Raw genomic sequence first — 26,553 nt, 5'->3', positions numbered from 1 at the left:
GCATTTGAGCAGTTCGCCTCTTATTTTAACTCAGAAGCGATTAGAGATTTAGTGGCAACTCGCCAATAGTTGGCGTTTACGCGGCTCTTGAATAAGCTTCCAGTGAATACCTTCAATTGCACCAGCAAACTTCCACAGCAGTTTTACATCGACATCGCTGCCATAAGCCTGCTTCACTCTCGAAAATACTGCAGGCGCACCGAGTTCTAAAAAGGTATCCACATCCTCTACCCCTGCCTTTTTTACCATACGCTCTAAGGTCAGCTGCATATTAGGTAGATCACGCAGTCGTCTATTCGCCGATGAGCGCTTAAACTGACGTTGTGATACGGAAAAATTTATTGATTGTTCTACTAACTCACTCAGTCGCTGATGTTGGCTCGAAAAAAGCTGGGTTATATCGTAATAATTTACCGTCGCCGTAGTTTGTTTTTTAACATGACGGTATTTCTCACAACCTAGCTGGTTAAGCGTTTCATCTAATGCCTCTCCACCTCTGATGAATATTTTGTCTGCACTCAGTAGCGCGAACATCGCTTCGTCTCTAAACAACCCAGTACCACCAAACATGGATCGCTTTTGAAAGTCGCCAAACTTTTGTACGTATTGAATAAATTGTTGCTCTGTCATATCCATTGATCCTTAATCAAATACCCCGATTAGTTATGATCACCAGATAGCAGCAGTAATAAGCGAAAAAAATAAAACTCAACCAAACTATGTTATTAGTAATTTTTTAGCTCGATTGATAACAAGTACTAAGAATGATAGTTAACGAAACAAAATAAGTCTGTGCATTTGTCACACCAATGACATTCAATCGGTCTCATATCGTGAAGATTATCACAAGTTAATATATTAACTAAATTGCAAACTATCTAAAATAACGAGATAAAATGCTGCGCGAATTATCAATAACTAATATCAATTGTTTGCTAATATATGGTGTAAGACGTTACACTGTCAGGAGTAGCATAACCTTATAGTGTATATGAACCACTTATCTTTCTATTGGCTGCCTGAAAACGGCGAGCTTTTACTCAAAGGTATTGAATCTGAGTTTTCAACTTTGATTGAACACTCAATCAAGTCACGTACTATCTCACTCCCTCCGATTTCTGACGTAGTACTAAAGATTCAACAGCTTTGTACCCAAGACACAACAACGGTTTCTGACGTAGCAGACAGTTTGCTTGAAGATCCTGGTCTTGCGGCCATCGTCATTCGCGTAGCAAACTCCGTCATTTTTAATCGTCGCAATATCACTTGTACCGATCTCGTCACCGCGGTGTCTCGACTCGGCATTCTAAGGGTAAGAGACATTGTCACCGCCCAAGCAATAGAGCAACTAAAGCATTCCGTTAATCTGAGCCAATCCTGTAATCAAGTACTGGTTCAAAGTGCAATGAATTCTCGCGAGCTAGCTGCCACTATGGTGTTGGTAGTACGAGGCTTTAAAGAATCGGGCTCGCCAAGTTACAATCACCTGGAAACCGATAAAGCACTCCTGACAGGCCTGCTAGCCGATATCGGTCTGTTCTGTATTGTGAATGAGTACCACAACTATTTGGAACAGGGTAACTATCTCAACGAAGAAATTGCCTTCCAAATTTTTGAGCGTCAGTGCTCGAACGCAAGCAAGCTTGTGCTAGAAAGTTGGGGGTTTGACAACGACTTCCTTGCAGTAGCCTGCAATCAGGTTATTGACAATATAGATGTGTCAGTAAGTTATCTTGACGTAGCACGCATCGCGAATCACATCCTAATGTTCCGACGCCAAGATGAACAGATCACTGAACATACGGTAGAATTTGACATTACAGGCGCAGATATACTGTACAAACTCAGTAATTTAAGTGATATTGAGTTCAATGCACAGATAGATGAACTTATAAGCGCGAGTGGTCTGTAAATTCAAATAGGAACTTCAGACCCTAGACAGGAAGTACCATGTTTTCAGGGATGTTATTTATCTTTGCCCCACTTGTCGTGGGGTATTTTATTTCTATATCTAAAAAAGCTCTACTCAACACCATAAACTCAACCACATCAAACCTAATCTATGTGATTTTAGCCTTGATGGGTTTGAGCTTAGCCGCACTTGATAATCTGGGTCAGAATCTGCAATTGATCCTCAAGACAACGGCTGTCTTCTTTGTTTGCTTGAGTCTTGCCAACCTTGCCGTGCTCCCTTTCATAGATAAATGGCTACCGATAAAAACCGATGCCAGCAATACCAAATTGCCATTATCTGAAATGGCAATGGAGTCGGCAAAGCTGATCCTAGTCGTCGGAGGTGGTCTGATTGTTGGATTGTTGGTGCCCTTTGATCTCAGCTGGGTAGATACTGCCAGCGAGTGGATTTTGTTCCTACTACTGTTTTTTATTGGCATCCAGCTACGCAACAGTGGTCTCACACTGCGTCAAATCCTACTTAACAAACATGGAATGGTCATTTCTATTGTGATCATCGCTAGTTCACTACTTGGTGGCATTGTCTCTGCCCTTATTTTAGATATCGACGTGTATCGTGGCTTGGCAATGGCTTCTGGCTTTGGTTGGTATTCATTAGCAGGCATCTTGATGGGTGATGCTTTCGGCCCTGTTTATGGCGGTGCCTCTTTTATGATCGAGTTACTGAGAGAGTTGGTTGCATTGGTGCTTATCCCTCTCTTTATCCGTACTAAGCCATGTACTTCTATCGGTTATGCTGGCGCGACTGCGATGGACTTTACCCTACCTGTCATTCAAACCACAGGCGGGGTCCGTTGTGTCCCTATAGCCATTGTTAGCGGTTTCATATTGAGCTTGCTCGTTCCTGTTTTAATGTTGTTCTTTGTCTCTCTTGCAGGCTAGATCGCAGGAATTGTCATTCAAAAGCTCTATATTATGCGCTTACAAGCCCAACAAATTTAGCGAACGCTAAATTAGATAATTAGAAACTATAAGAATTAGCTTTAAAAGGAATCACTATGAAACGCACTATCGTTGCAATGCTGCTAGCTGCAACCTCAACCTTTGCGGCCGCTGCTGACAATGCTTGCCTATCAAAAAAATACGACGCTTACATTGATGCCTCTCTACACTGGTACGAAGATTTATCAACGCTAACTTCGGAGCAATACCCAGAGCTAAAAGAAGTAAGCAAGTGGTTCCTAGAGGGTCGTAAAAATCATTTCGAACTTAATCGTGCAGCAGTTCACTACTATCTAGAGCAAGATCCAGCAAAAGTTGCGACCAACCAGCCGGTAGAAGCTTGGCTGCAACTAGAGCAAAAAGACATTAAGGTTCTCGCCTCTCGCAGCGACGAATTGGGTCAATTAGCCAAAGTAACCTTCGGTGATCGTCAAGCTAAACCGCATGACAAAAACTATGAGCTTCGCTCTGCATTTGCAGACCTTCTCAGCCATCCGACCAAGATTGATGCCGCATTAAAACGCTACAATGCATCAATCAAAGACCTTGAAGCTATAAGCTGCAAGTAAACACAAGGCTTGTAGGGGCATTAACTTTTCGACCAACTTCTGCCCGGTAAAATCTAAGATTCGATAATTAAGACGGGACTTTGTTCCCGTTTTCGTTTAGATTGTCCCGCTGCAATAAAAATGATTAGAGCAATGTAGCTGTATGACATCGGAACATAAAACGGCTGACGTGAGTTTCGAGAGTTTACTCCGAATCTTCACCGTCCCAGAAGGACCAGACTCAACGCTAACTAAGATCGAAGAGAAGCTATCGCGCAACTTAAATAAGTTTTTGCGCGAACATATCGTGGCAGAAGAAAAACCGCTACGCGATATCGAAAAAGACTTTTCTCATGCGTCGATTCCAGAGCAACCTGAATTCGTATCAGATCATACGCAGCATCTACTCGATACATTAGTCTCCCATTCCGTTCATACCTCTGCGCCAAGTTTTATTGGTCATATGACTTCAGCACTGCCTTATTTCTTAATGCCGCTGTCGAAAATCATGATCGCTCTCAACCAAAACTTGGTAAAGATAGAGACCTCAAAAGCTTTCACGCCACTTGAACGTCAAGTATTAGGTATGTTGCATCGCTTAATCTACGGCGAAAACGACACCTTTTACAACCAATGGATGCACAGTGCTAACCACTCATTGGGCGCATTCTGCTCCGGCGGAACCATCGCCAACATCACAGCGCTTTGGGTTGCTCGAAATAACGCACTGAGAGCCACAGGCGAGTTCAAAGGTGTAGAAAAAGAAGGCTTATTCAAAGCAATGAAGCACTACGGCTACGAAGGGTTAGCTGTATTAGTTTCTGAGCGCGGCCACTACTCCCTTAAGAAAGCGGCAGATGTGCTAGGCATTGGTCAAGAAGGCTTGGTAGCGGTAAAAACAGACAGCAACAATCGAATTTGCCCGCAATCTTTACAAGAGCGTATCACAGAGCTCAAAGCGCAAAACATCAAGCCATTTGCAGTGATTGGTGTGGCGGGCACGACAGAAACAGGCAGCATCGATCCACTCAAAGAAATCGCTAAGATTTGCCAAAGGGAAGATTGCCACTTCCACGTTGATGCGGCATGGGGTGGTGCGACGCTAATGTCTAATAACTATCGACATCTACTCGATGGTGTTGAGCTTGCAGACTCTGTCACTATCGATGCGCATAAGCAGCTCTATATTCCAATGGGTGCAGGTATGGTGTTGTTCAAACAACCTGATGCCATGAAGTCGATTGAGCATCATGCACAATATATTCTGCGCAAAGGTTCGAAAGATTTAGGTAGCCATACTCTTGAAGGCTCTCGTTCAGGAATGGCAATGTTGGTGTATGCGGCAATGCATATTATCAGTCGTCCTGGCTACGAGCTGCTGATCGATCAAAGCATCGAGAAGGCTAAGTTCTTTGCTAACCACATTGAACAACAACCTGACTTTGAACTGGTCTCCGAACCAGAGCTTTGCCTCCTAACCTATCGCTACCTTCCGGAGAATATTCGGATCGCACTCGAACGTTCGACAGGTAAGCAGACTCAAGAACTTAATGAGTTACTTAACGAACTGACCAAGTTCATTCAGAAGCGTCAACGTGAAACGGGTAAATCTTTTGTCTCTCGTACTCGCTTAAACCCTGAAAAGCGGGACCGATTGAATACCATTGTATTCCGCGTTGTGTTGGCTAACCCTTTGACTGGTTGCGATATTCTAAGTGCCGTGTTGGAAGAGCAAAGAGAAATTGCTAAGCAAGCACCTAAGCTTATGGCAAGAATTGAGAGCTTATCAGAGCGTATCCTTGCTCATTAGTTATAAACTGAAATTTTATTTCTAGAAAAGTGTAATTTCTCTATCAAGACGAGCCGCAAGAATGAAGTTTCCAACCGCAGAACCGCTATTTCTGTAGTTTAGACAAAATTTTGTTTGAGGCTTGTCATATAATAGCCAATTGCCTCGTAGAAAAGTTCCCGCAAACCTTTTGCTTAGGTTTATACTGGTTCCATGGCGCTGGATTGCACTTACCTTTTTGGGTAACGCTTTGTTCCCCATCATTAATATTCGGGTATATCCAGTGAGTTGTTCTCTATACCCTCGTGAACACTATGAACACATTAGAAAAAATTCAAAAAAACCTAGAAAATTTTAGCAAGTCTGAGCGTAAGGTCGCTGAAGTGATCATGGCATCGCCACAAACTGCTATCCATTCTAGTATTGCTACACTGGCAAAAATGGCTGATGTAAGTGAGCCAACTGTTAACCGCTTCTGTCGTCGTTTGGACACCAAAGGTTTTCCAGACTTTAAACTTCATCTTGCCCAAAGTTTGGCTAATGGTACCCCTTACGTTAACCGCAACGTTGAAGAAGATGACGGTCCTGATGCTTACACCCATAAGATTTTTGAATCAACGATGGCGTGTTTGGATGTGGCAAAGAACAGCTTAGACCCTATGCAGGTTAATCGTGCCGTCGATTTGCTTACACAAGCTAAGCGTATCTCTTTCTTTGGTCTAGGTGCTTCGTCTGCTGTCGCGAAAGATGCGCAAAATAAGTTCATTCGCTTTAATATTCCAATTACTTGCTTTGAAGATATCGTAATGCAGCGCATGAGCTGTATTAACTGTACAGACAATGACGTGATTGTTCTAATCTCTCATACTGGTCGTACTAAAAGCCAAGTAGAGATTGCTAATCTAGCTCGAGAGAACGGTGCGACTGTCATTGCGATCACCGCTAAAGACTCTCCTTTAGATAAAGCAAGTTCGTTATCTATCTCACTTGATGTACCGGAAGATACGGACGTTTACATGCCTATGGCGAGCCGTGTCGTTCAAATGACGGTTATTGACGTTCTAGCAACAGGCTTTACTCTGCGTCGTGGTACAGGATTTAGAGAGAACCTTAAGCGTGTTAAAGACGTCTTAAAAGACTCCCGTTACGACAAGCTGTCGCAATTCTAATAAAACGGAGCACTCAGTGCTCCGTTTTTGCTTTTCTACTTTTATTAACACGCTATCAGCTGTCTTGAAAGCTGCCCTGATCTTTCTTGTCACCCAGTGAAACCACTCTCGCGTTTGATTCTGCCTTACGACTTTCACCGCAATTACAGCTATCTTGACACTGACAAACTTGGCGTAAGATATAAGTTAAGCGTTCTTTGGTCAGTGGCAGTGGGTTACCTTTTATGGCGACAGACTTAAGCGCGTCATCAGCAACTTCTTCGAAAGAAGTCGTGCATATGCCGAAACTATCAAGTTTGGGCAATGCCAGTTTCTCCAACATCATATTGACCCACAAGATAGCATCATCACGACAAGCGTTAACCCTTCCCGTCAAGATTTGGGCTACCTTAGAGTATCGATGCAACACATCCCCTCTTCCTGCCCGTTTTGCAGCTTTAATGTTTTCAGTCATCACAAACGGCGCCAGTCTGCCTGTAATGACACTATGCGGCGCATCAAGCTTGCCCCCCAAAGCAGAGGCGAGCCCGTGGGCAGCTCCAAGTTTAGCGTTCGTAATGGCCATACCACCAAGCATGGCAGCAAACGAGATATCTGCTCTCGCTTTATAGTCATCTTGTAAACAAGCGGGCAGTATCGATTGACTGAGCCTGCGTAATCCCTCTTCACAAATCATGTCGGTTAACGGGTTGGGATCGCCACACACATACGCTTCCATTAAATGGGTGAACGCATCCATGGCACCTCGTCCAGATGTTAACTTATCGGTTCCATAAGTTAATGTGGGATCAATGATCGCCACATCGGCAAGCATATCAGGACTACGCAGACTGACTTTGACTTGGTCTTGTCCCGAACGCAGCACGGCGTTACGCGTGACTTCAGAACCGGTACTTGCGGTGGTTGGAATGGCAATAAATGGAATCGGCTTAGACTTAAGCGGTACGTTACGCCCAACCACCTCAACATAATCATAAACATCGCCTTGATTAGGGATGACAGCAGCCAGCGCTTTGCCCATATCTAGGACACTCCCTCCACCCATAGCAATGACCATGTCAGGTTTAAACTTGCGACCAACCAATGCTGTTTCTTCGATCATGGTAATGTTAGGTTCGCCACTTATCGCGACGTGTTGATAGCGCATATTTTGCTGTTTAATGTAGTGGAGGATTGGGGAAGCGCGGTCGGTATTTTTGCCAGTAACAAGAAGGACACTGTAACCATACTGGTTAATAACGGATAACGAGGATTGTAATGCACCTTCACCGAAAATAATTCGAGTCGAGGTCATAAACTGGAACATACTCAACACACTCCCTGTGACAACCGAATATTAAGCTTGCACGGAATCAAACGAAATAAACATGACATAGTGCAACTTGTCGGCAAAAGCCTTTATTTTTATAGGGTTTTCTCGACTTGCAGCACAAACTGATAGCATTATTGACAGCGTGAAAGGATACTTTTTGTTCAATAGGAATTACCTATCAGAACAAGAGGCAAATCACCCTTTATTTCCGCCAATGATTCGGGCATAGTTGCACTTAACAAAATACAGGAGAAAGAGAATATGTTCGTAGTTATCTTTGGTCGCCCAGCTTGTCCTTACTGTGTTCGTGCAAAAGAGCACGCTGAAACACTAAAAGCTAAACGCGATGATTTCAACTACCGCTACGTAGACATTCATGCAGAAGGAATTTCTAAAGCGGACCTAGAGAAAACTGTAGGTAAGCCTGTAGAAACTGTTCCTCAGATTTTCATTGACCAAGACCACATCGGTGGCTGTGATGATTTCGAAGCTTATGCAAAAGAACATCTAGGTCTATTTGACGCGTAATCGCCAAGAACCTTTAAGAGCCGCTTATGAATAAGCGGCTTTTTTGTGTCCGAATTAAAACAAATTTACTCACTGCATTGCCTAAGTCAGCTAATAGTAAATTATAAAAATTTTCACTTATCTTTTTGCAATATTCAGATACAATTCGCACACTTAACCTATTCCCCGGCACCAACACAAGAATTGCCCGTGAACATTGACGTCGTACACTTGCTCGAACAAAACCCTATTCTTCTCATTTTCGTTGTACTAGCGATCGGCTTAGGCATCGGTAAAATTCGCTTTGGCAACTTGCAGTTAGGTAACTCCATCGGAGTATTAATCACCTCGCTCGTGATGGGTCATCTTGGTTTTAGCTTTAATGCCGAAGCACTTACTATCGGCTTTATGCTGTTTATCTACTGCGTTGGTATCGAAGCTGGTCCAAACTTTTTTGGTATTTTTTTCCGCGACGGTAAGCACTACTTCATCTTAAGCTTGGTGGTGCTCTCTACCGCGCTTTGTATTACCTATTATGCCAGCCACTTTATGGGCTTAGATTTTGGTTTATCAGCCGGTATGATGGCTGGTGCGTTAACCTCGACGCCCGTACTGGTAGGTGCGCAAGATGCACTGAACTCCGGGCTTGCCACTACGCCACGTAATATGGACTTTAACCAAGTAATCGAAAACCTCTCCGTTGGTTATGCGATGGCGTATTTGATTGGCCTGATCAGTATGATTATGTTCGCCAAACTTCTTCCAAAGCTGCAAAAGCAAAATCTATCAGACTCTGCCCAGCAAATCGCACAAGAACGCGGACTGGGTAGTTCAGGACAACGTAAAGTTTACCTACCTATCATTCGCGCATACCGAGTAGGCCAAGAGCTCATCGATTGGATTGATGGCAAAAACTTACGCGAACTCGGTATTTACCGTCAGACAGGGTGCTATATTGAGCGCATTCGACGCAATGGTATTCTTGCCCATCCTGACGGCGACGCGATTTTGCAGCAAGGTGACGAAATCGCACTGGTTGGTTTCCCTGATAGTCACGCACGTCTTGACCCTAGCTTTCGAAACGGTAAAGAGGTCTTTGACCGTAACCTCCTTGACCTACGCGTTGTCGAAGAAGAAATCGTGGTAAAGAGTGACTCTATCGCTGGGAAGCGCCTGTCAGATCTTAACCTATCTGAATACGGCTGTTTCTTGAACCGTGTGGTTCGCGCTCAAATCGAAATGCCAATGGATCTGGACATTGTTCTTGCTAAGGGCGACATCCTACAGGTCAGTGGTGAAAAGAGTCGCGTCCATGGTCTAGCGGAAAAAATTGGTTTTATTTCGATCCATAGCCAAATGGCAGACTTGCTGGCGTTTTGTAGTTTCTTCATCCTCGGCATTATGTTCGGTTTGATTACCATGACGTTTGGTCAAGTCTCCTTCGGACTGGGTAATGCAGTCGGACTTTTACTATCTGGAATTACGCTGGGCTTTTTACGCGCCAACCACCCTACATTCGGCTATGTTCCTCAGGGGGCGCTAAACATGGTCAAAGACCTGGGCTTAATGTTCTTTATGGTTGGTATCGGGCTAAGTGCGGGTGGCAAGATGTTCGAGCATCTCTCTCAAGTTGGCTTGCAGGTAATTGGCCTTTCGTTCGTGATCAGTGTGGTGCCTGTTGTGGTGGCATACTTAGTTGGAGCCTACCTGCTGAAAATGAACAGAGCACTGCTATTTGGCGCAATCATTGGTGCACGCACCTGTGCCCCAGCCATGGATATTGTTAACGACTACGCTAAATCAACCATCCCAGCTCTCGGTTATGCGGGTACATACGCCATCGCTAATATTTTGATGACTTTAGCTGGTACTATCCTCATCATTCTTAGCTAAGCTCATAAAACAGATACGCATAAAAAAGGCTTCCGATTGGAAGCCTTTTCTGTGTTTGTCATGTTGAACTCTGTTAGCTCAGCGGTCTGAGGTAAGCTAAGAAACGCTTTTCTGCGAACTTAAAGCAAGCAAGAATAATGAACGTCAATGCCATGTAGAACAGACCAGCCGTGAGGAATGATTCAAATGGCGCGTAGTAGCGAGAGTTAACTAGGCGTGCAGCGCCTGTTAGATCAACAATAGTTACGATACCCGCCACTGCACTACCGTGGAGCATAAAGATAACTTCATTACTGTACGCTGGAAGTGCACGGCGCAATGCACTTGGCAAAATAATGCGTCGATAGGTTTTAAATGTACTCATGCCATAGGCTTTTGCAGCTTCCACTTCACCTTTAGGTAAACCGTTGATAGCACCGCGAATAATTTCCGCGGTATAAGCGGAAGTGTTGAGTACGAACGCGACTAACGCACAGAACCAAGCGTTTTCCCATAAGGTATCCTTCACAGGGAAGAACTGATCCATACCGTAATAAATCAGATACAGCTGCACGAGCAACGGCGTACCACGGAAAAAGTAGATAAATGCCCAGCTCGGACCATTCAATAAATAGTTGTGGCTATTGCGCGCCACACCAAGTGGGATAGCGACAACTAATCCAATAATAAGCGCCAATCCGACTAACCACGTGGTCGTCCACAAGCCATCTAGATAAATCGGGAAGCTTTCTAAAATAAGTGAAAAGTCCATTCTTTACCTCGCATGAATACTGAATTTGCGCTCTACCATTTTCAGGAACCCTGTCGATACACTGGTAAAGAATAAGAAAATAATTGCCACAGCCATGTAGAAGGTAAATGGCATCTTGGTAGAGCCTGCTGCTAGCGAGCTCATACGTACCATGTCTTCAAGACCGATAATTGAAACAAGCGCTGTTGTTTTTAAAAGAACTAGCCAGTTGTTACCAAAGCCTGGCAGCGCATGACGAATCATTTGGGGTAACAAAATTCGACGAAACGCTAGCACTGAACTCATGCCGTATGCTTTTGCGGCTTCCAGCTCACCTTTGTCGACCGCCATTATCGCACCACGGAAAGTCTCTGCCATATATGCGCCAAAAATGAAGCCAATGGTGAGTACGCCCGCTACAAATGGGCTGACGTCAATATAATCGGGTAAATACGAGGTCCACTCATGATTAGGATCGCTTGAGGCAAACCATTCATTCAATGTTTCGTTGATGGAATACAAACTGTTGTTAAGAAGAATTTGTCCACCAAAGAAAATTAACATCATGAGGACTAAGTCGGGGATACCACGAATAACTGTGGTATAAAGCGTCGCGATTGCTCTAGCCCAGCGATATGGGGCCATTTTAGCTAATGCACCTAGCATGCCTAAAATCATCGCTAACAGTAGCGATAATAGCGCGACTTCGATGGTCACTACGGCCCCTTTTAATATCGAGGCTTCATATCCTTGTAGATCCAGCATAGGTAAGTTCCTGATCCCTAAACTTTATAAAATTCGACCGTTGGCTACTACTCCTAGGAACAAGAACCAACGGTCGCTTAGCAACGATTACTGACCGTAAACGTCGTAGTTGAAGTATTTAGCAGCGATGTCTTGGTAAACACCTTTTTCACGTAGAGAAAGGATAGCTGCGTCTAGCTTCTTAGTTAGGTCTTTGTCTTGCTTACGTACGGCAATACCAAAACCTTCACCGAACCACTTAGGATCGGTTAGTGACGGACCAACAAACTCGTATGCTTCGCCACCAGCTTTGTTAAGTACGCCTTCTTCCAATGCTGAAGCATCACCTAAAACGGCTGCAACGCGACCATTAGCAAGATCTAAGTAAGCTTCGTCAAAAGAACCGTAGCGAACGATTTCTACTTTGTCACCGTAGTTGTCTGTTAGGTATTTGTCGTGAGTTGTTGCGCGCTGTACCGCAATTTTTTGACCTGCTAGGTTATCAAAGTCTAAACCAGCGCCTTTCTTAGCGATAAATTTGTTAGGGATAAGTGCGTATTTGCCAGTGAAGTCAATTTTCTTTTTACGCTCTTCAGTAATCGACATCGCTGCAATAATCGCGTCATACTTACGCGCAAGTAGAGAAGGAATGATGCCATCCCAATCTTGAGCAACAATCTTACATTTCACCTGCATTTCAGTACAAAGCGCATTTGCCATGTCTACATCAAAGCCTTTGAGAGAACCGTCAGCCTCTGTCCAGCTAAACGGAGGATAAGCGCCTTCAATACCGAAGCGAACTGTTTTCCATTCTTTCGCTTGTGCGACGCCAGATACTGCTGTCGCTGCCAGTGTTGCTGCTAATAACCACTTTTTCATTTCCATACTCCTGTGATTGTGATTCTTATTTTAACTTGATTGTTTGTTGTGTTTACCGCTAAGCGGTGATTAATAAATCGATGAGATAAACTGCTGTAGACGCTCAGAGTCTGGGTTAGTGAATAGTTTAGCTGGGTCACCCTGCTCTTCCACTAAACCTTGATGCAGGAACATCACATGGTTTGATACGTCACGAGCGAAAGCCATTTCGTGTGTTACCACCAGCATGGTGCGACCTTCTTCAGCCAAGTCGCGCATAACGCCAAGCACTTCGCCAACTAGCTCTGGGTCAAGTGCTGATGTTGGTTCATCAAACAGCATAACTTCAGGGTCTACCGCTAACGCGCGGGCAATAGCGGCACGTTGCTGCTGACCACCTGAAAGATGGCCTGGGTAGTAATCTTTACGCTCGTAAAGTCCAACCTTTTTCAGCAGCAGCTCTGCATTTTCAATCGCTTGAGCTTTTGGTACGCCCAATACATGAACCGGTGCTTCTATAACGTTTTCTAACACTGTCATATGCGACCAAAGGTTAAAACCTTGGAAAACCATAGCCAAACGCGAACGGATGCGTTGAACTTGCTTTTCATTGGCAGGAACCGCCTCACCTTGGCGATTGTTTTTCATTTGAATTAACTCACCGTTAACCCAAATTTCACCTTCAGTTGGCGTTTCTAGAAGGTTTATACATCTAAGAAAGGTACTTTTACCGGAACCTGATGAACCGATAATAGAAATGACGTCCCCTTTGTGAGCTTCTAACGAGATGCCCTTTAAAACTTCATTTTGTCCAAATGTTTTGTGCAGTTCTTTTATGTCCAGCGCTGGTACATCTTTCATGCGCTTTTACTCCCTGTATTTATTATGACCAATTGCATCGTTTAAATGCTTTTGGTTGACTGCTGGGTTCCACCCACATTGCGATACAAACTAGCACTACCCCGCCCAACTTGCAACAAATTATTAACCTGCAAATCAGCAATATCTAGCCACTTTATATGACTAATAATGCATTCAATAGTCGAAAAAGCTTCAAAATTCGCATAAAACACTTCTCCAACCAAACAATAAACCAAATCTATTAATTAACAATTTTATAAAAACAAGATCTATCTCAATAAACCATCTCAAGTTTGATATTGGTCGCGATTTAACTCTTTGTAATACGCTAATAAAACTCACATTATGAAACTAAATTTCAATCAGATACGCTCTTGCCAAGCTGACCAGCAAATGTTGTGTAGTTTTCTTTCACAACCTTTCATAAAGTGATCTAAATCAATCACTCTTAAGGGTTAGCACGTTAAACTCGCGTCAAAGATAAAAGCCTCAATAGTCGTACTTTTTGTCTTTTAATCCTCTATGCTATAGCACATCAAGTGCACGCTACATGAGGTAGGCCGGGAATCAAAGGCAGGAAGCTACGCCGGGTTTTGCGGAGTGACCGACACAGAATAATAATCGGGTCACTCTTTGAAGAATCATTAACTTTTTAGAATATGAGGAATCTATGTCAGACGCAGTCAATAAACCGCACTCTGATTCGGATATCGAAAATAAGAGCTATCAAGAGCTGCATCGCCCAGCTTCTGAGTTTGAAAGCCGTTCAGACTATCTAGACCACGAACTGCAAATCATGAAGCCACGTCGCTTTGGTTTGAACCTTCCTGGTCGCGACTTCCGTTTCGAGCTTGAAGACCTAGTTCCAGCATTGGCAGGTACTATCGGTATTATCGCAATGTACTCTGCGGTAATGATGTCTTGGGCTGAGGGGCTAACTGCCGCTTGGGATCATATCAACCTAGGTAAGGAATTTGCGATTGAAGTAGCTCGTGTAGAGATGCTAATTCCTGCGCTGCTATTCTGTGTTCTAGCTTCTGGTTTCATTAACCCTAAAGCAAACCTTGCCGGTAACCACGGCCCAATGATCCCTCTTATTGGTACCATTGCTCTCGCTGGTGCCCACCCTCTTGCATTGGCGATCTTAATCGGTATTTTCGGTCTACTACTTAGCTTCCTCAAAGGTGGCTCTAAGCTAGTTAACCTAACCTCACAGGGCACCGCAGGCGGCTTGCTCATATTCCTTGGTTTAACAGGCACAATGAGCCAAATCAACTCCATTCAGTCTTGGGCAGTCGGCTTACAATCTGACACCGTAGCTGCTGGCAGCATGGGTTATGTTGGTCTTATCGTTCTTGCGGTCACTATCGCTCTGTACGCATTCTTAGCGAAAGTGAACAAGCGTTGGTTGGCTATCCCTGTTTGTGCATTTACCGGTCTGGCGATTGCTCTAGTTCTAGGCGCTGGTTTTGACATCAAATTCGTAACTGAAACAGGTCTACCTAACCTAAACCCTGTTTACTGGTGGGGCAGCACTGAAGAAGGTTGGATGTTAGGTCTGCCAAATGTAGAACACTTTATTGCGTCACTTCCATTTGCGATTCTTGCGGTAGCAATGTGGTCTCCAGACTTCTTAGGTCACCGTATCTTCCAAGAACTGAACTACCCTAAAAAGACTGAAAAAGTACTAATGGACGTTGATGACACAATGACTATGTGTTCAATCCGTCAAATGGTCGGTACAGCAGTCGGTGGTGGTAACATCACGTCATCTTGGGGTACATACATGATCCCAGCAGCGATCGCGAAACGTCCTATCCCAGCGGGTGCTATCCTTCTTGGTCTATTGGTTATGATCATCGCTATCCTTGGCTTCCCGATGGATATCGCAGTATGGCCGCCAGTAATGCGCGTCGCTCTACTGGTTGGTGTATCGCTTCCTCTACTTGAAGCTGGTATGCAGATGGTTAAAGACTCAAAAGACTCACAAGCGGCTGGTATCTGTATCTTCGGTTCTGCAGTTGTGAACCCGGTTCTTGCTTGGGCACTGACTATGTTACTGGATAACAATGGTCTGATTGGCGATAAAGAGCGTGCAGCGCGCCTATCGTTTGTCGATAAAATCGTGATTCCAGTTGGCGTACTTGTCATCTGTCTAGTAGCAATGCTAGCGGTAGGCATGCTTGAAGGCCAATACGGCATCCCTGCATTCCTATAATCAACATAAAGTTGAGAGTCCAATTCGGGCTCTCAACTTTTTTTTAATAAATTCAGAAATACTAAAAAAAACTTTGGATAAGGGACGATTTATTGATTTAGTTTAAGGTTTGCAAAATTTTTTTAGTTTATCCTTGAAACCAAGTTAATCGTTCACCATATAAAAAGTAGTGACAATATTTATAGTTTTGTGTCCTTTCGTTGATCGATTTTAAAGACTATACATATTGTTATTCATAAGAGTGTACCGCCCCGTTCAAGGGAGTCTGACTCGCTCAACGGATCAGATAGGTACGTGTTTTTTCTACTAAAAAGGTAGGTATGTCATGGCAGAGCAATTTGCTAAAGCTTGGGAAGGTTTTGCTGAAGGTGATTGGCAAAACACTGTTAACGTTCGCGACTTCATTCAGAAGAACTACACTCCGTACGAAGGCGACGAATCTTTCCTAGTTTCTGAAGGTACTGAAGCGACTAATACGCTTTGGGCTAAAGTAATGGAAGGCATCAAGCAGGAGAACTCTACTCACGCACCTGTTGATTTCGATACTTCTGTTATCTCTACCATCACTTCTCATGATGCTGGTTACATCAACAAAGACCTTGAAACTATCGTGGGTCTTCAGACTGAAGCGCCTCTAAAACGTGCAATCATGCCTAACGGCGGTGTACGTATGATCGAAGGTTCTTGCAAAGCTTACGGCCGTACACTAGATCCACAAGTATCTAAAATCTACTCTGAGTACCGTAAAACGCATAACCAAGGTGTTTTCGATGTGTACTCTCCTGACATCCTAAAATGTCGTAAGTCTGGTGTTCTAACTGGTCTTCCAGATGCATACGGTCGTGGCCGTATCATCGGTGACTACCGTCGCGTTGCACTTTACGGTGTAGACTTCCTAATGAAGGACAAAGTTGCTCAGTTCCACTCTACTCAAGAGAAACTAGAAGCTGGTGACGATCTACAGATGACTATGCAGCTGCGTGAAGAGCTTCAAGAGCAGCACCGTGCACTTGGTCAACTAAAAGAAATGGCAGCGTCTTACGGCTTCGACATTTCTGGTCCTGCGACTACAGCTCAAGAAGCTATCCAGTGGACTTACTTCGGTTACCTAGCGGCTGTTAAATCTCAAAACGGCGCAGCAATGTCTCTAGGTCGTACTTCGACTTTCCTTGACGTTTACGTTGAGCGTGACATCGCAGCTGGCATCATCACTGAAGAACAAGCTCAGGAAATGATCGACCACTTCGTGATGAAACTACGTATGGTTCGCTTCCTACGTACTCCTGAGTACGATGAGCTATTCTCTGGCGACCCTATCTGGGCGACAGAATCTATGGGTGGTATGGGTGTTGACGGTCGTACACTAGTTACACGTACTAACTTCCGTTTCCTAAACACGCTATACACTATGGGTCCTTCTCCAGAGCCGAACATCACTGTTCTTTGGTCTGAGCAGCTACCTGACGGCTTCAAGAAGTTCTGTGCGAAAGTATCTATCGATACGTCTTCTATCCAGTACGAAAACGACGACCTAATGCGTCCAGATTTCGACAACGATGACTACGCTATCGCTTGTTGTGTATCGCCAATGGTTATCGGTAAGCACATGCAGTTCTTCGGCGCTCGCGCGAACCTAGCTAAAACTCTACTTTACGTTATCAACGGCGGTGTAGATGAGAAGCTTAAGATCCAAGTAGGTCCTAAGACTGAAGCAATGACTGACGAAGTTCTAGACTTCGACAAAGTTTGGGCTGGTCTAGACAACTTCATGGATTGGCTAGCGAAGCAATACGTGACAGCGCTAAACGCAATCCACTACTCTCACGACAAGTACAGCTACGAAGCAGCGCTTATGGCTCTACACGACCGTGACGTACGTCGTACAATGGCTTGTGGTATCGCTGGTCTATCTGTTGCTGCTGACTCTCTGTCTGCAATCAAGTACGGTACAGTTAAGCCAATCCGTGACGAAGACGGCATCGCGATCGACTTCGATATCTCTGGCGACTACCCGAAATTTGGTAACAACGACGCTCGTGTTGATGACATGGCTTGTGAACTTGTGACTATCTTCATGAACAAGATCCGTAAGCTTAAGACTTACCGTGATGCGATCCCTACACAGTCTATCCTTACTATCACTTCAAACGTGGTATACGGTAAGAAGACAGGTACTACGCCAGACGGTCGTAAAGCAGGTGCTCCATTCGCTCCAGGTGCAAACCCAATGCACGGCCGCGATGAGAAAGGTGCGGTAGCATCTCTAACATCTGTAGGTAAACTACCGTTTGCTGATGCGAAAGATGGTATCTCTTACACATTCTCTATCGTGCCAAATGCACTAGGTAAAGAAGAGAACTCACAGCGCGCTAACCTAGCAGGTCTAATGGATGGTTACTTCCACCACGAGACTGGCATTGAAGGTGGTCAGCACCTAAACGTGAACGTTCTAAACCGCGAAACTCTAGAAGACGCAGTTAAGAACCCTGAGAAATACCCTCAGCTAACAATCCGTGTATCTGGTTACGCTGTACGCTTTAACTCTCTAACTGCAGAGCAGCAAAAAGACGTAATCGCACGTACATTCACTGAGTCTCTATAATCTCAGATTAATGAATGATTGAATAAGCCCCGCTTGATGCGGGGCTTTATTTTTTCTATCAAGCCCTTACTGCCAATTCAGAGATACGGTGCACAATTCACTTCACTGGTATACTTATTGCTATCGTTTAATTAAGTTAATCCTGTACTATCAGATCTCTAATTGAGTTAAACAACGAGCCTATGAAGTTAAATCGAACTCTAATTCTGCCACTACTGCTAGTTTCTACGACTGGCCTAGCTTCAGAAAAATCGACCGTTTCTTTCTCTCTCGACAACGATGGCATTTTCGGTGTCGACCAAGACTACACCAACGGCCTGTTTCTCAGCTACACCACTGGTGCTATTACGCCCTACCCTATGTTTGAACCTCTCAGCCTATCATTTTGGGGCGGGGCTTCGTTAGACAAGTTTGAATTTGTACTCGGCCATAAGATGTATACACCTTCAGACATTGAGTCAACGACACCGATGGTAAATGATAGACCTTACGCAGGTTTTCTTCATACCGAATTTAACTACATCAGCCTACACCCTGAGCAAGCGCAGCGTTTTAATCTGACTCTGGGTGTAACCGGTGATAAAGCGCTTTCAGAAGACGCGCAAAAGTTAGTGCATTCCATCACCAAGTCTGATGAACCAAACGGCTGGGCATATCAGGTTGACGATAGCTTTGCGGGTAGTGTCGGTTACCTAAGCCATTTTAATCTATGGCGTCAGCGCTCTATAGCAAATACCGACTGGGAGATATCTAACGTTTCAGAAGTCAACGCAGGTAACTTCCGAAGTGATGTGTCTACTGGGTTTATGTTCCGCTGGGGTTCGGACCTTGGTGGTAGTATGGGTGCAGCCAACATTGATAACGAAAATCCGTTTCGAGCCGGTATGCTTGGAGGTTCTCAAGGCGGTTGGTTTGTCTTTACCGGCATTGAAGCTCGCTATCGCTTCAATGATATTACCGTTGAAGGAGATCGTTCTGGCGTCAGGGATTACGCAATTCAAAAAGGTCACGATCCAAGCATCTACGACGTAACGTTAGAACACAATCAAGCAACCGCAGTAGCAGGTTTTGCTTGGTACAACCAAAGCTTCGGCGCAACCTTAACCGCTACCGCGAAAACGCCAGACTACAAAGAAGCAAAAGAAAGCATGTATGGCACGGGTGGTATTGCCTTATACGCTTTCTTCTAGCAATTTAAACGACCAGATATCTATTCTGATTGGTATCAAATAGTGAACTTCTGGCAGTCTTGATTCAAGCTGCCAGATCTTTCCTCAACCACTCCACTGACACTTCGCAGTTGTTCATTGTTCTGCTCTAACTCTTTCATAGCCGAAGAAATCTGCGTCATACTATCTGCCATTGACTGACTGGTCGTCGCAAGCTCTTTAATAGAAGAAAAAATGACTTCGGTTTGGTGAGATGCTTCATCTGCTTTTTCAGTAATCAACTTAAGCGCGTCCATTGCCTCTTGACCACGAGCACGCCCTGTTGCCATTGAAGATTCAGATTGACCAATATATTGAATAACTTCGGCACTTTCTTTCTTCATCGTGTCAATCGTGCCGGAAATTTCTGTTACTGCATCCACGGTACGTACGGCTAGGCTGCGAACCTCATCTGCCACCACGGCAAAGCCTCGTCCTTGCTCCCCTGCCCTTGCCGCCTCTATGGCTGCATTTAACGCGAGTAAGTTAGTTTGTTCAGCGATACCATTAATGATCTCCATTACAGAATCGACCTTTGAAGACGCTTCTTCTAACAATTGAATATGTCCTGCAGCAGACGTCAATATCGTCCCGACTTCTTCAAGTGACCCGATCGCAGCCCCAATAACTTTGGCCCCCTCTTCAGCCGCCTCCGTTGAAGAACGCGATATTTCAGAAACAAACTCCAACGAATTAGACACCTCTTGAGTCGTTACACTTACTTCCTCTGTTGCTGATGCCAATAGTTGAGTCTGCCCTAATACCTCTGATTGATGGTGAGCCAACATATCTAGGCCTTGATTTAACTCAACAGCATTGCCTGATAGCGCTTGACTGCTATCTTGGACACCTCGAACTAGCCCCCCCAGATTTTCACAGCTTTCGTTAATGCTGCTGGCCAATTGGTTAAATTCATCATTAGGGTTTTTTGTCATAGCCATACGCTGAGACAAGTCACCACTTGATACACCGTGCAATACCTGCCGAGTTCTCGCCAACGATTTAGCCAAAGAAGTACTTTGCATAACAAAAATAGCGACGGTAAACACAGCTAACAATACACAAGCCACCAGCACCGACCATAAGGTTTGTTCTGAAGTATTTTCGGCTGATGATTGGTACTGCTGAGAAATCGAACCGAGCTCATCAGTAATAGAGGCGATTAACTGCGTCAGTTGCGCTTTAGAAGTCAGTAACTGCTGTTCAACACTACCTAACTGCTGAGACAATTCACTGACCCTGATAAAGGTAGACTTATATTGCTCGATTTCCTTTTCATATAGTTCCAACATCGCATAAACATTAGACATGCTTTCAAAGCTGCCCATAGCGCGATTAAACAACTTCAAATTCTCTTCATTGGGTTGCAGCAAATAATTTTGTTGAGACTTTACCATTGCCTGAAAATCGGAATTAAGTGTAACCATCCCCGTCTCTTCGATTTTCTTTTCAATCGTATCTGCCAATTGTTTTAGTTCTCCAAGCTTTCCTTCATCGATGGTAAAACCTAGTTCTTGTTTCAAATTTAGCCACGGGTTAGCCGCTGACTCAAAATCATTCACATTCCGGGTTAAATTGTCTGCCTGCTGAGACAAATCAAGCTTGGTGAGAAACTCTGCATCCTTATTAACAGCAGCGACTATTGCTGAGATCTCTTGTGTGGCGGCAGAAACTTGCGAGCCGCTTAAATTATCCAAGTTGCTGCTCAGCGTAAGAATCTTACTCTGCGTTTGATAGATAGACATAGACCCCGTAGAGATATCGCTACTCAAATGATACTGGTCGCTCATTTGGGTCAGTCTTGATGAAGTAAATCCTGCTAAAGCGACAAAGCCCAATGCTAAAACAACCAAAAATAGCATCACCTTTTGCTTTTGCGAAAGTGCAAGCATATCCATAAATAATCCCTTAACATCAGTGGTATGCGTTAATACTTGCCTAGCCAATAATTATCTTTTTATTATTGATTTTCTTATATTTGCAACATTTTTATAACATACATTTTAGCCCAAGTATGTTTTTTTTTCTTATTTAGCAAAATGTTGTTTCTAGGAATCCCTAACTCTATTTAAACCTCACTTTTTGTAATAAAATAACGGGCAAATTACTAAATACGAGATGAGCACATGTCAACAACTGGTCGTATTCATTCATTCGAGTCCTGTGGGACAGTAGACGGACCTGGTATTCGTTTTATTGTCTTTTTGCAAGGTTGCTTAATGCGTTGTATGTACTGTCATAATCGCGATACATGGGATACTCACGGTGGTAAGGAAGTGACCGTTGAAGAAATCATTAATGAAGCAAAATCTTATCGTCACTTTATGAATGCTTCAGGTGGTGGTGTGACTTGTTCCGGTGGTGAGGCTATGCTTCAACCTGAATTTGTTCGCGATTTTTTCCGCGCAGCTCGTTCTGAAGGTATCCACACTTGCCTTGATACCAACGGCTATATTCGTAAGCACACCGAAGTCATTGACGAGGTACTTGAAGCAACAGATTTGGTCATGCTTGATCTTAAGCACATGAAAGATGAGATCCATCATGACTTTATCGGTGTCTCTAATAAAAGAACCTTAGACTTTGCTCGCTACCTGCATAAGATTGGGCAAAAAACATGGATTCGCTATGTCGTCGTCCCTGGTTATACAGATGATGATGAAGCAGCACATATGCTAGGTGACTTCATTAAAGACATGGACAACATTGAAAAGATTGAGCTGCTCCCTTATCACAAGCTTGGCGCTCATAAATGGGAAGCCTTAGGTATCGAGTATCCACTAGAAGGGACTAACCCACCGTCAAAAGAAACCATGGATAATATCGTATCAATTCTTGAGCAATATCACTCAAACGTTAAATACTGATACCACTCAACAACTAATTCGTAAAAAATACCAACCCTCTCGGTTGGTATTTTTTTGAGGTTTACATGGAGTTAAACGAATTACTTGCGCTCTCCTTCGTGCTAGTTGCTCTGTTCTTTGTAAGGCGAGATGTCAAAGAAGTATTCCTGCCGAAATTAATCAATGAACGCACGTTTCAGCACATCACCTTTGCGATCATATTCGCTTTATTTGTACTTTGGTCAGCTGACGCCGGGGTGAAAGAAGGGTTATCAATACACTTTCTGGGCATAACGGCGCTAACTTTGATGTACGGTTGGCAAAGTGCGTTTGCCCTCTCTATTATCGTCGCTTTGCTGATGGCTCTGTTTGGTGAGTTTACCTTCTATGCATTGCCAGAGTACCTGCTTTTTTCCTGTTTGATCCCTATTCTTATCAGCTATGGCGTATTCCTAGCGAGTTATCGGTATCTGCCAAGGAACATATTCGTGTTTATTTTCATTGCGGGTTTTCTCAATGGCGGTATAACAGGGACGTTTCATCTAATTATCAACTCAGTTTATTTTCTGATTGTTAGCGATTACGACTGGCAAACTATTTTCGATAACTACCTAGTGTTTACTCCTCTACTCGCTTTCCCTGAAGGGCTTCTAAATGGTATGACAGCAGCGGTGCTAACCGTTTTTAAACCCGAATTACTGCGGGTATTCTCTGATCGTGACTACATCTACAATCACTATCACAAGTAGTAACGAATTTTGTTGTCCAATCTTTGTGCTTTTCATATTAAATATGTGTTGAGATCATGTTTCACCCCGCAAAGAACAGATAACCTAAGCACATTAAAAATGTATTAGATTATTTTAGTGAGGCCACCATGGAAATGACTAACGCTCAACGTTTGATCCTTTCAAACCAGTATTACCTAATGTCGCAGCTCGACCAGGAGAACGCGGCAAAATACCAGCGTTTACAAACTATTGTAGAGCGCGGCTATGAGCTGCAAATGCGAGAGCTAAATAAAGACTTTGGTTGTTTAGTAGAAGCAGAATGTCGAGAAATCATCGACATCATGGAAATGTATCATGCGATGCAAGAATCAAACAAAATGCTCTCTGAACAAGAACAAGGTGAAGTTGACCAACGTCGTCTAACGTTCTTAGGGTTCGATATCGCTTCTGAAGCGCAACTTGTTAACTACGTACGCTTCTTAGTCGACTCGGAAGGTCTATACCCACAATTCAGTAAAGGCGAGCACCATTTTAACGCTCAAATGCCAATGCTTGAGAAATACCGCCGCATGCTAAATACATGGCGCAACTGCCCTCGCCAATATCATTTATGTGCCAACGAGTTAAAACAGATTTTTAACGCGTAAAAATAATATGAACACACAAAAAAGGGACCAAGCGGTCCCTTTTTCTTTGTGTCTGCCTTTATGACAACTTAAATGTAGCAACTTTCGCACTTAGCTCATCTGCTTGGCTCTTAACTTGGTAAGACTCCTCTGAACTTTGATTGACACCAACCACCAGTTGGTCGGCCACATCTTTTATTGATGTAATGTTTTGGGTGATTTCACTAGTCACATGCGTTTGCTCTTCAGCGGCCGTGGCTATTTGAGTTGCCATATCGCTGATTAACGTCACCGCTTGATTGATCTCGCCAAGCGCATTGGCAGCTCGATCGGCATCTTGTACTGACAGCCCAGCCAAATCAGCACTGCTGTGCATTATCGAGACCGCTCTACTGGTTGTTTCTTGCAGCACAGCTATCGTGTTTTTGATCTCTTCTGTCGAAGAATGAGTTCGTTGCGAAAGGACGCGAACTTCGTCTGCTACCACAGCAAAGCCTCTTCCTTGCTCACCCGCACGTGCTGCTTCAATCGCAGCGTTTAGAGCAAGTAAATTAGTTTGTTCAGCGATACCTTGGATGGTGGCAAGTACGGTTGAGATCTCTTGTCCGTGACGTTCTAACTCACCAACAATATCACTTGCACTTTGTAGCTCGTTGGCAAGTTTGTTGATTGAACCCTTCGTGTTTTCAACCAACTCATGACCATTTTCCGTACTCGCTGTAGAATCTTGAGCAGCTTGTGCCGTTTGCTCTGCATGGGACGCAATCTCTTGTGTCGCACTCGCCAATTCAGTGACTGCGGTCGCAACCATGGTTATCTCTTGTTGCTGGTGATGGATTTCATCCACCGCACTCTGAGCTCTACGAGCGCTGGACTCTGACTGCTGTGTAAGCTGAGAAGACTGCTCCCTTATGTGTCCTATCAGTTGCTGTAAGCTGCCAACAAAAGTATTGAAGTTATGGGCTAGTTTGCCGACTTCATCTTGCGACTCTACTTTAATACGCTGAGTTAAGTCACCGCTACCATTCGCTATCTGCTCTAAAGCCGCAGAGACATTGTTCAACGGACGGAAAAGCATGTTACAAAGAAGGTTAAATAGAATGGTACAGATAACCACAACAATACCGGTGACGAGTAACTGTCCCCAGACTGCACTAAACAACGGTGAAACTAATGAATCATAGTCAACCACAATAACAGTGGTTAAACCGCTATTATCAATAGACTTCGCATAAATAACGGACTCTTTTCCTAGTACATCAACATAGATGTCGTGACCAGAGCTTACCGCCTCCTTAATTGAGCTTTCATTTAAACCCAACTCCAACAAAGACTTGTTAAGTAACTTAGTATCTTGGTGAGCAAAGACGTTGCCTTTATCGTTGGCAATGAACATATAGCCTTCACCTGGAAGAATAACCTTCTCCATTCCACTCAGGATATCAGTAATCTCAACATCCGCACCTAACACAACTTGTTGTCCATGCAACTCTAGAGCCTTACCCAATGAAACAACGTTTGCGCCTGTTGCAGCTGCGATTGTTGGGTTGTCCATAAAGACTTTGCTCGGTTGTTTGACTGCATTTTTATACCAGCCCCACTCCCTCGGGTCATCGTTACCCGGAGGCAAAACCACACCATTGGCATTATCTTGCCCACCATCTGGGTAAGCGAGAAAAATGTTGTCGAAATTTCCAGAGTTTTTAACTTGCTTGAGGTGAGTGACAATATCTTCTTTCTTGGATTCTTGAGATAACGAAGTGAGTGCTCTCTCTTTTGACAAAATCCAATCGGAAACATACTGATTATAAGAGGAGGCCGTACTTTCTAGGCGTTGCTCCACTTCAACATTTAATCTTTCTAGTGAAGCTCGGAATGAAAGTCCCTCAACCAAAAGTCCCCCGATGACTATGGCAACACTCGCCGAAATTGCGAGCTTATTTTTGAGTGATAGTTTTTTTAGCATGCTTTATTCACTTTTGTTTTATTTATGTATTGAACTTCTATGAGTCACAGTCATTATATTTCGAGGGTAGAAATAAATAATGATCCAGCTCGAAAGTTAACAAATTTCTATCGTTAGTGAGAGCTGCACTCAAAAAGCATGCTTTGACGACTTCGTTAGCTAATTCGAATGACTGCGAAGAGTTTAAAACACATAGGCGACACCTAGGTTGGCTGAAGTCGTAACGCCACTTTCAATTAACGGGCTTTCTTCTATTCCACCTTCAATATTGGTGTATCGAACCCCTCCGGTAACACGTATTTGGGGGGTAACATGCAAATAGCCAGAAGCCCCGATGAAAAACTGACCATCCCAATCGGCATCGAACTCGTCAAAATTTGAACGAGCAGCCTCTTGAGAACTTACACCATATAAGTGGTTGTTCAATCGCTCACTGTTATAAGCAAAGCCCAATGACGGTGTGATACCCCACCCATTTCTTCGAATCGGCAACCGCCAAACCGTTTCGGCATAAATACCACTGTGACGATGTAAAATGTCACTACCCACAGTGGCTTCAAACAATCCAACTAAAGTGATCACTTGGTAACTTACCCCGCCTAAAACGGTCGCCTTGCGCTCATCCATAAGTCTGATATCAGGGTTGGTGGAGTCTTCCGGTTTTAGTGTACGAGGGTCATATGCGGCCCTAAAAACGATGTTTTGCGGGGAACCAACTGGGTACAAGCGGTATCCAGCAGTAAAGCCACGTAAAAAAAGATGCTTACCTTCATAACCGATAAGAGGAATAATGGTTTCATTCGACGGCGTATCTTTATAAACGGCCGGTGAGTAAGAGGCTGCGGCACCAATAGACCATTGGGAAGTTTTTGCCATAGCTTGTGGAGCAACTAACAAGATCGCTACAAGAAGTAACCTTTGCCAAAGAGATTTCAAAACAACACCTAATTCATAACTGGGGTGAATAACGGCGTAATTATATGGAACAGCATACATTTACGCAATAACTCATATTCAAGGCAATAATCA

22 protein-coding genes are annotated in these 26,553 nt (G+C 43.9%); 13 read left to right on the top strand and 9 right to left on the bottom strand.

Annotated elements, in window-relative coordinates; all coding sequences use genetic code 11:
- Positions 1-48: 48 nt before the first annotated feature.
- Positions 49-636, bottom strand: a complete 588-nt coding sequence (locus tag AC6R00_RS21575; protein WP_500641873.1) for a TfoX/Sxy family DNA transformation protein — start codon at positions 634-636, stop codon at positions 49-51.
- 355 nt (positions 637-991) lie between these two features.
- On the opposite strand from AC6R00_RS21575, the gene AC6R00_RS21570 reads away from it, so the two are divergent.
- The 5 genes from AC6R00_RS21570 to AC6R00_RS21550 all read left to right on the top strand — a co-directional run bounded on the left by AC6R00_RS21570 (position 992) and on the right by AC6R00_RS21550 (position 6,422).
- Positions 992-1,912, top strand: coding sequence for an HDOD domain-containing protein (locus AC6R00_RS21570; protein ID WP_500641872.1), 921 nt, complete (start codon positions 992-994; stop codon positions 1,910-1,912).
- 38 nt (positions 1,913-1,950) lie between these two features.
- A complete protein-coding gene (locus AC6R00_RS21565; protein ID WP_500641871.1) occupies positions 1,951-2,856 on the top strand; it encodes a LysO family transporter in 906 nt (301 codons plus the stop codon).
- A 116-nt stretch (positions 2,857-2,972) separates the two neighbouring features.
- Positions 2,973-3,485, top strand: coding sequence for a hypothetical protein (locus tag AC6R00_RS21560; protein WP_500641870.1), 513 nt, complete (start codon positions 2,973-2,975; stop codon positions 3,483-3,485).
- Between the two features lie 142 nt (positions 3,486-3,627).
- Positions 3,628-5,274: a pyridoxal-dependent aspartate 1-decarboxylase PanP gene (gene panP / locus AC6R00_RS21555; RefSeq protein ID WP_500641869.1), complete on the top strand. Its 1,647-nt coding sequence runs from the start codon at positions 3,628-3,630 to the stop codon at positions 5,272-5,274.
- Between the two features lie 293 nt (positions 5,275-5,567).
- Positions 5,568-6,422: a MurR/RpiR family transcriptional regulator gene (locus AC6R00_RS21550; protein ID WP_004749005.1), complete on the top strand. Its 855-nt coding sequence runs from the start codon at positions 5,568-5,570 to the stop codon at positions 6,420-6,422.
- A gap of 55 nt (positions 6,423-6,477) precedes the next feature.
- Here the strand turns inward: AC6R00_RS21550 and AC6R00_RS21545 are convergent, their stop codons facing one another.
- On the bottom strand, positions 6,478-7,728 hold the full coding sequence (locus tag AC6R00_RS21545; RefSeq protein WP_500641868.1) for an iron-containing alcohol dehydrogenase: 1,251 nt from the start codon (positions 7,726-7,728) through the stop codon (positions 6,478-6,480).
- Between the two features lie 267 nt (positions 7,729-7,995).
- Here AC6R00_RS21545 and AC6R00_RS21540 point away from each other — a divergent pair, with 267 nt between their 5' ends.
- Both AC6R00_RS21540 and AC6R00_RS21535 read left to right on the top strand, forming a co-directional pair.
- Positions 7,996-8,262 (top strand): GrxA family glutaredoxin, encoded by a 267-nt coding sequence (locus AC6R00_RS21540; RefSeq protein WP_004749003.1) that lies wholly within the window; start codon positions 7,996-7,998, stop codon positions 8,260-8,262.
- Positions 8,263-8,451: 189 nt separating this feature from the next.
- Entirely contained in the window at positions 8,452-10,134 is a 1,683-nt protein-coding gene (locus tag AC6R00_RS21535; RefSeq protein WP_500641867.1) for an aspartate:alanine antiporter, read from the top strand.
- Positions 10,135-10,207: 73 nt separating this feature from the next.
- Here AC6R00_RS21535 and AC6R00_RS21530 read toward each other — a convergent pair whose 3' ends face one another.
- The 4 genes from AC6R00_RS21530 to AC6R00_RS21515 all read right to left on the bottom strand — a co-directional run bounded on the left by AC6R00_RS21530 (position 10,208) and on the right by AC6R00_RS21515 (position 13,327).
- Positions 10,208-10,885 (bottom strand): ABC transporter permease, encoded by a 678-nt coding sequence (locus AC6R00_RS21530; protein WP_500641866.1) that lies wholly within the window; start codon positions 10,883-10,885, stop codon positions 10,208-10,210.
- Between the two features lie 3 nt (positions 10,886-10,888).
- Positions 10,889-11,629: an ABC transporter permease gene (locus AC6R00_RS21525; RefSeq protein ID WP_500641865.1), complete on the bottom strand. Its 741-nt coding sequence runs from the start codon at positions 11,627-11,629 to the stop codon at positions 10,889-10,891.
- A gap of 87 nt (positions 11,630-11,716) precedes the next feature.
- Positions 11,717-12,487: an ABC transporter substrate-binding protein gene (locus AC6R00_RS21520; RefSeq protein WP_500641864.1), complete on the bottom strand. Its 771-nt coding sequence runs from the start codon at positions 12,485-12,487 to the stop codon at positions 11,717-11,719.
- 69 nt (positions 12,488-12,556) lie between these two features.
- The gene (locus tag AC6R00_RS21515; protein ID WP_272785268.1) at positions 12,557-13,327 is read right to left on the bottom strand and encodes an ABC transporter ATP-binding protein; all 771 of its coding nucleotides are present in this window, start codon (positions 13,325-13,327) and stop codon (positions 12,557-12,559) included.
- A 670-nt stretch (positions 13,328-13,997) separates the two neighbouring features.
- On the opposite strand from AC6R00_RS21515, the gene AC6R00_RS21510 reads away from it, so the two are divergent.
- The 3 genes from AC6R00_RS21510 to AC6R00_RS21500 all read left to right on the top strand — a co-directional run bounded on the left by AC6R00_RS21510 (position 13,998) and on the right by AC6R00_RS21500 (position 19,337).
- A complete protein-coding gene (locus AC6R00_RS21510) occupies positions 13,998-15,545 on the top strand; it encodes a DUF3360 family protein (protein WP_500641863.1) in 1,548 nt (515 codons plus the stop codon).
- Between the two features lie 325 nt (positions 15,546-15,870).
- Positions 15,871-18,147 carry a formate C-acetyltransferase gene (pflB, locus tag AC6R00_RS21505; protein WP_239856136.1) on the top strand — a complete coding sequence of 759 codons (2,277 nt, stop codon included), beginning with the start codon at positions 15,871-15,873 and terminating at the stop codon, positions 18,145-18,147.
- Positions 18,148-18,329: 182 nt separating this feature from the next.
- Positions 18,330-19,337 (top strand): lipid A deacylase LpxR family protein, encoded by a 1,008-nt coding sequence (locus tag AC6R00_RS21500; protein ID WP_500641862.1) that lies wholly within the window; start codon positions 18,330-18,332, stop codon positions 19,335-19,337.
- 35 nt (positions 19,338-19,372) lie between these two features.
- On the opposite strand, the gene AC6R00_RS21495 is transcribed toward AC6R00_RS21500, so the two are convergent.
- On the bottom strand, positions 19,373-21,253 hold the full coding sequence (locus AC6R00_RS21495; RefSeq protein WP_500641861.1) for a methyl-accepting chemotaxis protein: 1,881 nt from the start codon (positions 21,251-21,253) through the stop codon (positions 19,373-19,375).
- A gap of 228 nt (positions 21,254-21,481) precedes the next feature.
- On the opposite strand from AC6R00_RS21495, the gene pflA reads away from it, so the two are divergent.
- From pflA to AC6R00_RS21480, 3 genes are all read left to right on the top strand, one after another.
- Positions 21,482-22,222 (top strand): pyruvate formate lyase 1-activating protein, encoded by a 741-nt coding sequence (pflA, locus tag AC6R00_RS21490; protein WP_500641860.1) that lies wholly within the window; start codon positions 21,482-21,484, stop codon positions 22,220-22,222.
- Between the two features lie 65 nt (positions 22,223-22,287).
- Entirely contained in the window at positions 22,288-22,950 is a 663-nt protein-coding gene (locus tag AC6R00_RS21485) for an energy-coupling factor ABC transporter permease (protein ID WP_500641859.1), read from the top strand.
- 128 nt (positions 22,951-23,078) lie between these two features.
- Positions 23,079-23,579 (top strand): YfbU family protein, encoded by a 501-nt coding sequence (locus AC6R00_RS21480; protein ID WP_004743860.1) that lies wholly within the window; start codon positions 23,079-23,081, stop codon positions 23,577-23,579.
- A gap of 58 nt (positions 23,580-23,637) precedes the next feature.
- On the opposite strand, the gene AC6R00_RS21475 is transcribed toward AC6R00_RS21480, so the two are convergent.
- Both AC6R00_RS21475 and AC6R00_RS21470 read right to left on the bottom strand, forming a co-directional pair.
- Positions 23,638-25,524: a methyl-accepting chemotaxis protein gene (locus tag AC6R00_RS21475; protein WP_500641858.1), complete on the bottom strand. Its 1,887-nt coding sequence runs from the start codon at positions 25,522-25,524 to the stop codon at positions 23,638-23,640.
- Between the two features lie 183 nt (positions 25,525-25,707).
- On the bottom strand, positions 25,708-26,400 hold the full coding sequence (locus AC6R00_RS21470; RefSeq protein ID WP_500642222.1) for a MipA/OmpV family protein: 693 nt from the start codon (positions 26,398-26,400) through the stop codon (positions 25,708-25,710).
- Between the last annotated feature and the right edge of the window lie 153 nt (positions 26,401-26,553).

The sequence above is a fragment of the Vibrio sp. R10-SF1-ISO8 genome (genome assembly GCF_059833805.1).
This window is presented reverse-complemented; position numbering and strand designations above follow the sequence as displayed.

Coding starts and splice junctions, on each gene's coding strand:
- AC6R00_RS21575 (WP_500641873.1), bottom strand. CDS start 636: ATGGATATGACAGAGCAACAATTTATTCAATACGTACAAAAGTTTGGC.
- AC6R00_RS21570 (WP_500641872.1), top strand. CDS start 992: ATGAACCACTTATCTTTCTATTGGCTGCCTGAAAACGGCGAGCTTTTA.
- AC6R00_RS21565 (WP_500641871.1), top strand. CDS start 1,951: ATGTTTTCAGGGATGTTATTTATCTTTGCCCCACTTGTCGTGGGGTAT.
- AC6R00_RS21560 (WP_500641870.1), top strand. CDS start 2,973: ATGAAACGCACTATCGTTGCAATGCTGCTAGCTGCAACCTCAACCTTT.
- panP (WP_500641869.1), top strand. CDS start 3,628: ATGACATCGGAACATAAAACGGCTGACGTGAGTTTCGAGAGTTTACTC.
- AC6R00_RS21550 (WP_004749005.1), top strand. CDS start 5,568: ATGAACACATTAGAAAAAATTCAAAAAAACCTAGAAAATTTTAGCAAG.
- AC6R00_RS21545 (WP_500641868.1), bottom strand. CDS start 7,728: ATGTTCCAGTTTATGACCTCGACTCGAATTATTTTCGGTGAAGGTGCA.
- AC6R00_RS21540 (WP_004749003.1), top strand. CDS start 7,996: ATGTTCGTAGTTATCTTTGGTCGCCCAGCTTGTCCTTACTGTGTTCGT.
- AC6R00_RS21530 (WP_500641866.1), bottom strand. CDS start 10,885: ATGGACTTTTCACTTATTTTAGAAAGCTTCCCGATTTATCTAGATGGC.
- AC6R00_RS21525 (WP_500641865.1), bottom strand. CDS start 11,629: ATGCTGGATCTACAAGGATATGAAGCCTCGATATTAAAAGGGGCCGTA.
- AC6R00_RS21520 (WP_500641864.1), bottom strand. CDS start 12,487: ATGAAAAAGTGGTTATTAGCAGCAACACTGGCAGCGACAGCAGTATCT.
- AC6R00_RS21515 (WP_272785268.1), bottom strand. CDS start 13,327: ATGAAAGATGTACCAGCGCTGGACATAAAAGAACTGCACAAAACATTT.
- AC6R00_RS21510 (WP_500641863.1), top strand. CDS start 13,998: ATGTCAGACGCAGTCAATAAACCGCACTCTGATTCGGATATCGAAAAT.
- pflB (WP_239856136.1), top strand. CDS start 15,871: ATGGCAGAGCAATTTGCTAAAGCTTGGGAAGGTTTTGCTGAAGGTGAT.
- AC6R00_RS21500 (WP_500641862.1), top strand. CDS start 18,330: ATGAAGTTAAATCGAACTCTAATTCTGCCACTACTGCTAGTTTCTACG.
- AC6R00_RS21495 (WP_500641861.1), bottom strand. CDS start 21,253: ATGGATATGCTTGCACTTTCGCAAAAGCAAAAGGTGATGCTATTTTTG.
- pflA (WP_500641860.1), top strand. CDS start 21,482: ATGTCAACAACTGGTCGTATTCATTCATTCGAGTCCTGTGGGACAGTA.
- AC6R00_RS21485 (WP_500641859.1), top strand. CDS start 22,288: ATGGAGTTAAACGAATTACTTGCGCTCTCCTTCGTGCTAGTTGCTCTG.
- AC6R00_RS21480 (WP_004743860.1), top strand. CDS start 23,079: ATGGAAATGACTAACGCTCAACGTTTGATCCTTTCAAACCAGTATTAC.
- AC6R00_RS21475 (WP_500641858.1), bottom strand. CDS start 25,524: ATGCTAAAAAAACTATCACTCAAAAATAAGCTCGCAATTTCGGCGAGT.
- AC6R00_RS21470 (WP_500642222.1), bottom strand. CDS start 26,400: ATGGCAAAAACTTCCCAATGGTCTATTGGTGCCGCAGCCTCTTACTCA.